At 62.9% G+C, this 11,086-nt stretch carries 15 protein-coding genes; 5 read left to right on the forward strand and 10 right to left on the reverse strand.

Features of this window, described 5'->3' with window-relative positions; all coding sequences use genetic code 11:
• The first annotated feature begins 48 nt into the window (after nt 1-48).
• On the forward strand, nt 49-993 hold the full coding sequence (locus AC5PZ0_RS15080) for an alpha/beta hydrolase (RefSeq protein ID WP_493855269.1): 945 nt from the start codon (nt 49-51) through the stop codon (nt 991-993).
• 34 nt (nt 994-1,027) lie between these two features.
• Complete coding sequence (locus tag AC5PZ0_RS15085; RefSeq protein ID WP_265968488.1) at nt 1,028-1,498, forward strand: MaoC family dehydratase; 471 nt, start codon at nt 1,028-1,030, stop codon at nt 1,496-1,498.
• A gap of 133 nt (nt 1,499-1,631) precedes the next feature.
• On the opposite strand, the gene AC5PZ0_RS15090 is transcribed toward AC5PZ0_RS15085, so the two are convergent.
• From AC5PZ0_RS15090 to AC5PZ0_RS15120, 7 genes are all read right to left on the reverse strand, one after another.
• Nucleotides 1,632-2,870 (reverse strand): RNA polymerase sigma factor, encoded by a 1,239-nt coding sequence (locus tag AC5PZ0_RS15090; RefSeq protein ID WP_493855270.1) that lies wholly within the window; start codon nt 2,868-2,870, stop codon nt 1,632-1,634.
• Nucleotides 2,870-3,355: an SRPBCC family protein gene (locus AC5PZ0_RS15095; RefSeq protein ID WP_027593156.1), complete on the reverse strand. Its 486-nt coding sequence runs from the start codon at nt 3,353-3,355 to the stop codon at nt 2,870-2,872. The genes AC5PZ0_RS15090 and AC5PZ0_RS15095 overlap by 1 nt, the downstream gene beginning before the upstream one ends.
• 21 nt (nt 3,356-3,376) lie before the next feature.
• On the reverse strand, nt 3,377-3,721 hold the full coding sequence (locus AC5PZ0_RS15100; RefSeq protein WP_027593157.1) for a YciI family protein: 345 nt from the start codon (nt 3,719-3,721) through the stop codon (nt 3,377-3,379).
• A 44-nt stretch (nt 3,722-3,765) separates the two neighbouring features.
• Nucleotides 3,766-4,191: a YybH family protein gene (locus AC5PZ0_RS15105; RefSeq protein ID WP_027593158.1), complete on the reverse strand. Its 426-nt coding sequence runs from the start codon at nt 4,189-4,191 to the stop codon at nt 3,766-3,768.
• A gap of 425 nt (nt 4,192-4,616) precedes the next feature.
• Nucleotides 4,617-5,261, reverse strand: coding sequence for a LysE family translocator (locus AC5PZ0_RS15110; RefSeq protein WP_027593159.1), 645 nt, complete (start codon nt 5,259-5,261; stop codon nt 4,617-4,619).
• 79 nt (nt 5,262-5,340) lie between these two features.
• Nucleotides 5,341-5,673, reverse strand: coding sequence for a type II toxin-antitoxin system HicB family antitoxin (locus AC5PZ0_RS15115; RefSeq protein ID WP_008098794.1), 333 nt, complete (start codon nt 5,671-5,673; stop codon nt 5,341-5,343).
• A 54-nt stretch (nt 5,674-5,727) separates the two neighbouring features.
• Nucleotides 5,728-6,693: a threonine dehydratase gene (locus AC5PZ0_RS15120; protein WP_027593160.1), complete on the reverse strand. Its 966-nt coding sequence runs from the start codon at nt 6,691-6,693 to the stop codon at nt 5,728-5,730.
• Between the two features lie 91 nt (nt 6,694-6,784).
• Between AC5PZ0_RS15120 and AC5PZ0_RS15125 the strand changes: the two genes are divergently transcribed.
• Entirely contained in the window at nt 6,785-8,131 is a 1,347-nt protein-coding gene (locus AC5PZ0_RS15125) for an aminotransferase-like domain-containing protein (protein ID WP_493855275.1), read from the forward strand.
• Nucleotides 8,132-8,197: 66 nt separating this feature from the next.
• On the opposite strand, the gene AC5PZ0_RS15130 is transcribed toward AC5PZ0_RS15125, so the two are convergent.
• Nucleotides 8,198-8,455 carry a DUF2790 domain-containing protein gene (locus AC5PZ0_RS15130; RefSeq protein ID WP_027593162.1) on the reverse strand — a complete coding sequence of 86 codons (258 nt, stop codon included), beginning with the start codon at nt 8,453-8,455 and terminating at the stop codon, nt 8,198-8,200.
• Between the two features lie 340 nt (nt 8,456-8,795).
• Here AC5PZ0_RS15130 and AC5PZ0_RS15135 point away from each other — a divergent pair, with 340 nt between their 5' ends.
• A complete protein-coding gene (locus tag AC5PZ0_RS15135; RefSeq protein ID WP_493855276.1) occupies nt 8,796-9,200 on the forward strand; it encodes a GNAT family N-acetyltransferase in 405 nt (134 codons plus the stop codon).
• Here AC5PZ0_RS15135 and def read toward each other — a convergent pair.
• Nucleotides 9,155-9,691 carry a peptide deformylase gene (gene def / locus AC5PZ0_RS15140; RefSeq protein WP_027593164.1) on the reverse strand — a complete coding sequence of 179 codons (537 nt, stop codon included), beginning with the start codon at nt 9,689-9,691 and terminating at the stop codon, nt 9,155-9,157. The two genes, AC5PZ0_RS15135 and def, sit on opposite strands and share 46 nt — an antisense overlap.
• Nucleotides 9,688-10,641, reverse strand: a complete 954-nt coding sequence (locus AC5PZ0_RS15145; RefSeq protein ID WP_027593165.1) for a YihY/virulence factor BrkB family protein — start codon at nt 10,639-10,641, stop codon at nt 9,688-9,690. Before AC5PZ0_RS15145 ends, def begins: the two co-directional genes overlap by 4 nt.
• Before the next feature lie 261 nt (nt 10,642-10,902).
• On the opposite strand from AC5PZ0_RS15145, the gene AC5PZ0_RS15150 reads away from it, so the two are divergent.
• The coding region (locus AC5PZ0_RS15150; RefSeq protein WP_493855271.1) for a transposase at nt 10,903-11,086 on the forward strand (184 nt) is incomplete at its 3' end.

Here is an 11,086-nt window from a genome sequence, read left to right on the forward strand (position 1 = left end):
CCGGTTGCGCATACACTGTGCTCGTACCCCCCGCGCAAAGGACCGGCCATGCCCCACGACGCCTTCTGGCTGCCCGCCAGCGAGCATTGCAGCCTGTACGTACACCAATGGCTGCCGGCCACGCCGGTCAAGGCCGTGGTGCTGCTGGCCCATGGCATGGCCGAGCACGCCGGGCGCTACCAACGCCTGGGCCATGCGCTGAGCGAGGCCGGCTTCGCCCTGTTCGCCCCCGACCTGCGCGGCCACGGGCGCACCGCCGAACTGGGCAGCCTCGGCCTGTTCGCCCGCCATCATGGCTGGAATGTCGTGGTCAATGACCTCGGCTTGCTCGCCCAGCACATCGGCCAGCAATACCCCTGCACGCCGCTGTTCCTGTTCGGCCACAGCATGGGCAGCTACATTGCCCAGGCGTACCTGCTGCACCACAGCGCCAGCCTGCACGGGGCGATCCTCAGCGGCTCGAACTTCCAGCCGGCGGCGCTGTACCGCGTGGCGCGGCTGATCGCCCGGGTCGAGGCCTGGCGCCAAGGGCCGCTGGGCAAGAGCGCGCTGATCGAGTGGCTGTCGTTCGGCTCGTTCAACAAAGCCTTCAAGCCCAACCGCACCGCCTTCGACTGGCTAAGTCGCGACCCTGGCGAGGTAGACCTGTACGTAAATGACCCCCTGTGTGGCTTTCGCTGCAGCAACCAGTTGTGGCTCGACCTGCTGCAAGGCTTGGCGCAGATCAGCCAGGCAAGTAACCTCGCGCAGATCGATCCGAACCTGCCCCTGCTGGTGATTGGCGGTGAATGTGATCCGGTCAGTACCGGCAAGCGTCTCACCCATCTGGCCGACGCGTTACGCGCGACCGGCAACCAGCATGTACAGCTGCGCATCTACCCAGAGGCACGGCACGAAGTGCTCAACGAAACCAACCGTGACGAGGTCACCGCCGACATTCTCGGCTGGCTCGAACAGGCGCTGGCCCTTGGCCGCCCTGCGCGCAGTGAATGATAGCCGCCCTCGCCCACCGCTTAAGGAAGCCCCGATGTCCCAGGTCACCAACACGCCTTACGAAGCCCTTGAAGTCGGCCAGACAGCCAGCTATGAAAAGTCTGTGGAAGAACGTGACATCCAGCTGTTTGCCGCGATGTCCGGTGACCACAACCCGGTGCACCTGGATGCCGAGTTCGCGGCCAAGAGCATGTTCCGTGAGCGCATTGCCCATGGCATGTTCAGCGGCGCGCTGATCAGTGCGGCGGTGGCGTGCACGCTGCCTGGCCCTGGCACCATCTACCTGGGCCAGAAGATGAGCTTCCAGAAGCCAGTGAAGATTGGCGACACCCTGACCGTACGCCTGGAAATCCTCGAGAAGCTGCCCAAGTTCAAGGTGCGGATCGCCACCAATGTGTACAACCAGAACGATGAGCTGGTGGTCGAGGGCGAGGCCGAGATCCTGGCGCCGCGCAAGCAGCAGACGGTCGAGCTGGTATCGCCACCGAATTTCGTGGCCAGCTGATCACGTTTTTTCAGCCGGTTTTTGATGTAACCGGCACAGGCGCTATTCGCTGGCAAGCCAGCTCCCACACGGTTTGTGCAGACTCCAAACCTGTGGGAGCCGGCTTGCCGGCGATAGGACCTGTGCTGCCCGCTCATTTCAGGGCCTGGAGCCGCCGCTCGATATGCCGCCGCTCCGGCGCCTGCCGGGTCAACGCCAACGCCTGCTGCCACGCCGCACGGGCCTCTTCGACATGGCCCAGTTGAGCATGCAGCTCCGCCCTTGCCGCATGCGCCAGGTGATAGTCGTGCAGCTCACCCGCCGCCAGGATCGCTTCAACCGCCGCTAACCCCACCTGCGGCCCATCCCGTTTCGCCAGCGCCACTGCCCGGTTCAGCGCGACCACCGCCGACGGCCAATGCCGTTGCAACACGTCATACAGCCCGACGATCTCGTCCCAGTCCGTGTCATCCGCCGTGGCCGCCTCGGCATGCACCGCGGCTATCGCCGCCTGCACGGTATAGGCGCCATAGCCGCGGCTTCGCAGGGCATGGCGCACCAGCTCACAGCCTTCTTCGATGCGCTCACGGTCCCACACGCTGCGGTCCTGCTGTTCAAGCACCACCAGGTTGCCCTGCGCGTCGATGCGCGCACGCTGCCGCGATGCCTGCAACAGCATCAGCGCCAGCAAGCCGATCACCTCCGGGTCTGGCAACAATTGCCCCAGCAGGCGGCCGAGCCGGATCGCTTCGTCTGTCAGGTCCTGCTGCAGCAAGGCGTCGCCGGACGAGGCCGAATAGCCTTCGTTGAACACCAGGTAAATCACCCGCAACACGCTCTCGAGGCGCTCGGGCAACTCATCGAGCGCTGGCACCTGGTAGGGGATGCCCGCGTCGCGGATCTTGGCCTTGGCGCGCACGATGCGTTGGGCGATGGTTGCCGGGCTTTGCAAAAACGCCCGGGCAATCTGCTCGGTGGTCAGGTCGCAGACCTCGCGCAGGGTCAGCGGCACCTGCGCGTCGGCGGCCAAGGCCGGGTGGCAGCAGGTAAAAATCAGCCGCAGGCGATCATCGCTGAGCAACGCTTCTTCGCTGGGGTCTTGCACCTGGCCTTCCAGCAGCATGATCAGGTCCGCCTGAGAGCGGTCGAAGCGGGCACGTCGGCGCAACGCATCAATGGCCTTGAAGCGGCCGGTCGACACCAGCCATGCCCGAGGGTTAGCGGGGATACCATCGCGCTGCCAGCGCTCAACAGCGATGAAGAACGCATCGTGCATGGCCTCCTCGGCCAGGTCGAAGTCGCCCAACAAGCGGATCAAGGTCGCCAGGATGCGCCGCGAATCGCGACGGTACACCGCCTCGACTTCGGCGCGCACCTGCGCCAGCCCTGCCATCAGTCCGGCATCCGCTGGGTCACCACCTCCACCAGGCGGTCCAGGCTTTCTCCCCAGCCTTGGTGAAAGCCCATTTCTTCATGGGCTCGGCTGTCGGCGGCGCTCCAATGCCAGGCGCGGGCGGTGTAACGGGTCTTGCCGTGCTCCTCGTCGAAGGTCACCACAGCGGTCATGAACGCTTTGTCAGAAGGTACCCAGCCCGGCCCGAAGGCGTCGGTAAACACCAGGCGCCTCGGCGCGGCAATCTCCAGGAATACGCCCTGGGTCGGGTACTCGGTGCCATCCGGGGCCCGCATCAGGGTGCGGAACAGGCCACCGACCCACAGTTGCATTTCGCATTCCGGGGTGGTCATGCCGTGCGGCCCCCACCATTGCATCAGCCACTGGGGCTCGGTCCAGGCGCGGAACACCTTGGCCGGGGGCGCGTCGATCAATCGGCTGATGGACAACTCGTGCTGCGCTTGCGCAGGGTGTGCAAGGCTCATGCTGGTGGTTCTCCGTGAGTGTCAGGGTTGCAGTTCGCGCACAGGTCGCACTTCAACGCTGCCGACCCTTGCGGCGGGGATGCCTTTGGCGATGTTCAGCGCCTCGTTCAGGTCTCGGGCATCTACCAGATAAAAGCCGGCCAGTTGTTCCTTGGTTTCGGCGAACGGGCCATCGGTGAGGCTCATGTGCCCACTGCGCACACGCACCGTGGTGGCGGTTTGCACCGGCTTGAGCGCCTCGGCCGCGAGCATGCGCCCAGCGCCCTGCAACGCCTCGGCATAGGCCATGCATTCGGCGTCTTCCGGGCTGTCGGGCAGGCTGTGCAGCAGCCCTTCGTCACAATAGACCAGGCACAGGTATTTCATGGTCGCCTCCAGGGCATTGGCAAAGTGCGTTTGGCGATATCAGATCAGGGCTTCAGATCGAACAGGGCTTTTTGCGTTTCCATGTCGAACGGTGCCGACCAGTGTTCATGGATGACTTGCCATTGCCCGCCCTGGCGACGATAGCCGACCGTGGCGCGCATGAAGCCGCATTGGCTCTCGTCGTCCGACGGGCCGCAGCGGTTCAACCAGTGCGCCAGGCCCAGGTCGCCGTCGGCGTATACGGTGAGCTCGGCCAGCTCGAAGATCATCGGGCCGGTGCACAGGCCCATGCACATTTCCCAGTGGGCCTGGTAAACAGCCTTGCCTTTGAATTGCAGGGTTTTGATGGCATCGAAGGCGACGATGTCGTCGGCATAGGGCGCAGTGATGCCGGGGATGTCACGGTCGCGCACGGCCTGCATCCAGCGGTCGATCAATTGGCGGAGTTCGTTTTCGGCTGCGGTGCTCATCGGTGGGGCCTCCGATCGTTTGTCAGGTTTGGGCACAAGTGGTGCCTGTGCTTTCAACTGTTAGTCGAACGGTAGCGGGGGAAATCGACAGGTCGGTGAAAATAAATGGGCTTGAGGTTGGGTGAGGGCTACCAGGTGCTTGCCTCGGGTTATTTAGCGCCTGGGAGATCGAGCGCCGCCCGCGCGGCGCTTCGCAGCACAAGGCTGCTCCCACATCTGTTTCCGGCCAGTAAAGCCTGTGAGAGAGGCGCGCGACCGCCTTGTTTGTCCGTCTCGATATCGTGTCAGGCGCCTAGGGACCGCGCGCTAATGCCTCAGGAATAATTGGCCCGAAACAGATGTGGGAGCAGCCTTGTGCTGCGAAGCGCCGCGCGGGCGGCGCTCGATCTCCCAGGCGCTGAAAGACCCAAGGCAAGCACCCTGCCTTACACCCCAGGGCTGGCGAGAATGAACTCGCGATACCCCGAAACAATCACGTAAACCGCGAAATAGCAGAAAATCGCCGCCGACAGCAGGTACGACCAGGTCAGCAATCGATCCCCCAGCAATCGCCCTCCGTGGCTGGCAATGCCGCACAGGCTCAGGCACCAGACCAACCCCGCCGCAAAAAAACCGCTGAGGAACAACCCGGCCTCCAGCAAGCTGCCACCACCGGAACGGGAAATCAGCACCCCACCCACCGCCGCGAACCACAAAATCGCGGTGGGTGAGGACATGGCCAAAAAGATCCCGCGCAAGAACTCGCGCCAGCCCGACTCCACCACCACGTCTGCCCGCGTGTCCATGTGCCCGCCGCGCCACGCCGCCAGCAGCATCTTCACTGCGAACCACACCAGCAGCGCAGAACCGCCCAGCCACAAGGTCCAGCGCACGCTTTCAAACTGCAGCAGCACGGTCATCCCGGCCAGTGCGGCAACGGCATAGATCAAGTCCCCCACACAGGTCCCCAGCCCCAGCCAGAAACCCTTGAGAAAACCACGCTGCATGGCCAAGGTGATCATGGCGATGTTGGCGATGCCGATGTCCAGACACAGGGACAGGCTGAGGAGAAAACCATTGGAGAAAGGCATTGAGCACTCGATGACCGGCCAATTAAGCGCCGTAGAGCCTGCCACGAGTGATCAGGGGATGGGAAGAAGAAGTGTTCGATCAGGCAAAGGCCGCCTGCTCGAATACCTCATCCGCCCATTGGTTCAGGCTCTTGCCGGCGGCCCGGGCGGCAATGCTGGCAGCCGCGTGGACTTCTGGCCGGATACGCAGCATGACCTTGCCTGATGCCGGCTTTTCAGGGGTGATGCCCTGTTCTGCACAATCAGCGAGATAGTCCTCGAGCGCTTCACGGAAGGCTTCATGCAACTCAGGAACGGAGCTTGCGTGAAAGCTGATGATGTCGCGCATGCCAAGCACGCGACCCACGAAAATGTCGTCACGCTCATCGTATTCGATTCGGGCGGCATAGCCCTTGTAGCGCATGCAACTCATAGGCTGACTCCTGCCAAGTGCTATCAAAATACGATAGCACTTATAGCGTGTCATTCAGGATTTTTCATCACCCGCCAGCACGCGCGCATAACGCGCGCGATCTACGTTCGCCCCGCTCAGCACCACGGCCACCCGCCGGCCCACTTGCCGCTCGCGCTCCTGCATCAACGCCGCCAGCGCCGCAGCGCCCGCACCTTCGGCGGTGTTATGCGTGGCCTCGTGGTACACCCGCATGGCTTCGGCGACTTCACTGTCACTCACCCGCACGATGCGCGCGGCATGCTCGCACACCAAGGCGAACGCCTCCGGGTGCGGTACCCGGCAGGCCATGCCATCGGCGAAGGTGTCGGCAGTGGCAGTGGTGACGATGCGCCCGCGCTCGAAGCTTTGCGCATAGGCATCGGCCGCGCTAGACACCACCCCCACGATCTCGGTCTTCAACCCCAGCAGGTTGCGTGCCTGGATCAGCCCGCAGATGCCCGACCCCATGCCGATAGGCACGTATACACAGTCCAGCTCAGACACGGCCTCGAACAGTTCCAAGGCATAGGTGGCTACCCCGCGCACCAGCTCCGGGTGAAACGACGGCACCATCATGTAGCCCAATTCGTCAGCCAGCCGGGCCGCCTCTTCACGGGCCACATCAAAATCGACACCGTGCTCTACCAGCTCGGCACCCAGGGCGCGCATGGCGGCGTTCTTCTCGGTGGAGTTGCCTTCGGGCACGACGATCACCAAGGGTATGCCCGCCTGGCGTGCGGCCAGTGCCATGCTCTGGCCATGGTTGCCGCGCGTGGCGGTGACCAGGCCACGGGGCGGCGCGCCATCCGCCAGCAGCGAACGCACGTAGACCAACCCGCCCCGCACTTTGAACGCCCCGGTGGGCGCGTGGTTTTCATGTTTCACCCACACTTGGCAGCCCAGCCGCTCGGCCAGCAAAGGCCAGGCGTGCTGGGGCGTTGCGGGCACATGCTGGTGAACGAAATCGGCGGCTTCGCGCAGGGCTTTCAAGTCGAACATGGCGATCATCCCTCATCGGTAGGTGGTTGATCCGATCCTAAGCGCCGGGCATTGTATGGGTACAACCTTATATTGCATGGGTAGCAATTTCGTGTGGATCCCAACGCTTGTGGATGATGACCAACCCCGCTACCTGGCCTTGGTCGATGCGATTGCCGACGCCATTGAGCGCGGCGAGCTCAAGGTCGGCGACCGCCTGCCACCCCAGCGGCGCCTGGCCTGGAAGCTCGACCTCAACCCCAGCACCACCCAGCAGGCCTACCGTGAAGCTGCCGCGCGCCACCTGGTGGCAGGTGAAGTCGGCCGCGGCACCTACGTGCTGGCGGGCAGCAAGGAAGCGACGCTGTTTCGGCTCAAGCACCACGATGGGCAACAGCCGTTGATCGACCTGTCGACCAACGTCCCGGTGGCCGACCCGCACAATCAGGACCTGCAAAGCAGCCTGCGTAACCTGCTGGAACGGCACGAGAGTGGCCTGCTGGATCATTACCTGGGGCCCGAGCAGTTACTGCTGGGCCGCATTCATGGCGCGCAATGGCTGGCCAATCGCGGCTTGGCCCTGCCCCCGGACGCACTGCTGCTCAGTAGCGGTGCGCAACAGGCACTGACCCTGGTGCTGCAGTCGTTCTGCCAGGCCGGTGAGCCGGTCATGCTCGAAGCCTTGACCGCACCCGGCATCAAGGCGGCCTGCCGGCAGTTGCGCATGCCCGTGCATGGTGTGGCGTTGGACAGCCAAGGCCTGCGCCCCGACGACCTTGACCGCGTCGCCCGCGCCAGCGGTGCCCGTGTGCTGGTGACCACACCCACCCTGCACAACCCTACCGGCGCCTGCATGGATGACGCTCGCCGCGAAGCGCTCGCTGCGGTCGTCAAACGCCTGGGGCTGCTGGTGATCGAGGACGACGTCTATGGCGCACTCAGTGACAGGCCGCCGCTCTACCCCCTGTTGGGCGAGCAAGGGATTTTCATCAGTAGCTTGTCCAAGACCGTGGCTGCCGGGTTGCGCCTGGGGTGGATCGTGGCCAGCCCACAGTTGCTGGCACAGGTCGACCCGCATGCCCAAGCCAGCCACTGGCCTGTATCGCCGTTGAACCTGCACATCGCCTGCCAGTGGATCGAAGACGGTACGGCTGCGCGGCGGCTGGCCTGGCAGCGGGCGGAAATTACCGAGCGTTGGCGCCTTGCGCGAAGGCTGCTGGGCGATGGCCTGCACAACACAGCGCAGCCTTCACCCCACGCATGGTTGGCCACACCGCAGGGTGCGGAGGGGGTGGTAAGACGGTGTCGCGAGCAGGGTGTGGAAATCGTCCCGGCCAGTGTCTTCGCCATTGGTGCGACCGAGGTGCAGGCGGTGCGTATCAGCCTGTCGGCGGCGGCTAGCCGGGCCGAGCTGAAACGCGGGCTGGAGGTGGTGCGCCAGGTAATGTCCAGCCCATGACACCGAGGCCGGCCTGGCCACCTCTTCGCGACGGCTCGGCGCGAAGAGGCGGTTGGCGTTGCAGTATCAACCCTGCTGGCAACCCTCGCCCATGGCGCGATACTGAATAGTGTGCACCTGGCCTTGGTGGTCTTCGTAGGTCATGGTCGCAGGCACTACTTCGCAGACATTGGGGATGGTCGACAGGTTGATGACCCGCTTGATATCCAGGTTCATGGAGTAGTCGTATTGCTGGGCCACGGGCTCGTTGGAGACAGGTTTGACCTCATCGGCGAGGGCGAACGAGGACATACCGACCAATGCAAGAATCAGTAATGGTTTCATGTGGGTTTGCCTATAACGCAATCAAGCTGATCGATTGACTTCTAATGCCGTCACTGGCGCGGAGAAGTTGTCATCGACTGCAAAGATGACACGAAGTACCGATCCCGCTTCGTCGTACTGCTGGTGGGATGAGTAAAAGTCTACTCCCGGTTTGCAATAGTTGAACCCCGAAGTCGGATATTCACCCTTGCCGGTTTTGCAACAATCTGCGACATAATGGGTTGAAAATAGTGGGATAGAGCCTTTGGCATGAACTTGCCGGTGTTGGCCGTTTAAACAAGGGATACACGCCATTTCTGATTATCTGCATTGCTCCGAGTTGTCGGACACGGAGCGTCGCCTGCTCGATCACTTCTACCGCCAGCACGGCTCCCCCATGCGCGCAGCACGTGATGCTGCACTGTGGGTGGCGCGGGCCAGCGGCATCATTGCAGGCATGAGCCTGACCGCTGTCGGCGATGGCTTCTGGCTGACCGGGCTGTTCGTCGCCCCGCCACAGCGTGGCCAGGGTGTCGCCGGGCGGCTGATCGACAGTGCGTTGGCGCAAGCGGCTGGGCCGACCTGGCTGTTTTGCCACCCCGACCTTGTGCCCTTTTACCAGCGCCTGGGCTTCGACGAGGCGCAAACGCTACCCGAGCCCCTGGCCGCGCGCCTGCAGCGCTACCAACGCAGCAAGCGCCTGGTGGCCTTGGTGCGCGATCAGTCGTCGCTCGCGTCCAGCCCGGGGAACAGCACCTCGGTGTAACCGAATTTGGCGAAATCCTGGATGCGCGAGGGGTACAGCCGGCCGATCAGGTGGTCGCACTCGTGCTGCACCACACGCGCATGGAAGCCATCGGCAAAGCGGTTGATCGGGTTGCCCTGAGGGTCGAGGCCTTCGTAGCGAATGTGCTGATAACGCGGTACTACACCGCGCAGGCCGGGCACCGACAGGCAGCCCTCCCAACCGTCCTCGACCTCGCTCGACATCGGCGTGATCAGCGGGTTGAGCAGGATGGTCTGCGGCACCGGTTCGGCATCCGGGTAACGCTCGCTGCGTTCGAAGCCGAAGATGACCAGTTGCAGGTCGATGCCGATCTGCGGCGCAGCCAAACCCACTCCCCCGACATGGCGCATGGTCTCGAACATGTCGTCGATCAGTTGCTGCAGCTCAGCGCTGCCGATCATCTGCGGGGGCACGGGCGGAGCGATGCGCAGCAAGCGCTCGTCGCCCATCTTGAGAATGTCACGGATCATCGGGGATTCGGCTCGGTGGTTTGCGGCTCGACGGGGTGTTCATGGCCGAGCACAGTGATGGTTTCCTTGGGCTTATCGCCGTCGAAATCCTTTTCGCCAGGGTTCTTGCCCTCGGCCGACATGTGTTCGATCACGGCGTTCATTTCCGCGCCAAGCAACAGCACGGCGGCAGAAATGTAGAAATACAGCAACAGCACGATGATTGCACCGATGCTGCCATACATGGCGTTGTAATCGGCAAAGGTTTTCACGTAGTAGGCAAAGCCCAGGGAGGCGACGATCCACACCACCACGGCCAGCACCGAGCCTGGGGTGATGAAGCGAAACTTCTGCTTAACATCGGGCATCACGTAATAGATCAACGCCACCGCCACCATCATCAGGATGATGATCGCCGGCCAGCGCAGGATGGTCCACACCGTGACGATGACTTCCTGCATGCCGACCTGGGCGGCAATCCACTCCATCACTTGCGGCCCCAGCACCATCAGCGCGGCGGCGGCCAGCAGCATGACGGCGATGCCCACGGTGTAGAAGATGGACAGCGGTATGCGCTTCCATACCGGGCGGCCTTCGGGTACGTCATAGGCGGCGTTCATGGCGCTCATCATCAGCCGCACACCTGCCGAGGCAGTCCACAGGGCAATCACGATACCCACCGACAACAGCCCACCCTTGGACTGTTGCAACTGGTCGATCACCGGGTTCACCTGTTCCAGGGCCTGGGGCGGCAGCACCAATTCTGATTGCAGGCGCAGCCAGGAAAAGAAATCCGGCAAATGCAGGAAGCCGATCAGGGCAATCAGGAACAACAGGAAGGGGAACAGCGAAAACAGCATCTGGTAGGCCAGCGCGGACGCATAGGTGGACATCTCGTCGTCAAGAAACTCTTTGACGGTGCGCACCAGCACGCGGTGCAAGGGCAAACCTTGCAGGGCGGAAAAAATCATAGCGTCTCCTTTCGCCGCTCGATCGATACAACAGACAAGTCTAATAGACCACGCCGTTGCTGTGCTGCTCCCGAGGGTTTAAAAGAAAATGCCTACGTTAAACACAATCCTTGTAGGAACAGCGTTGCGCTGCGAAGAGGCCCGTAGCAACTTACATGATAGTCATTGCTATCACTGGCCTCTTCGCAGCACAAGGTGAACTGGCCTAATGATCCCGGACACCTCTTAAGGGCGATATGATTCGCCCAATCAGGAGGTTCCATGCAAGAACGAAAGACCTATACCCGTGAGTTCAAGCAACGTGCTGCAAGCATGGTTCTTGATGACAACTGCTCGATTCCTGACGTCTGCGCATCAATGGACGTCGGCCCTACGGCGCTGCGCCGTTGGGTGGATCAGGTGCGAAAAGAGCGCCAGAAAGGCCAGCCAGTGGCAGGCACCAAGG

The organism is Pseudomonas sp. 5.2, from assembly GCF_059025405.1.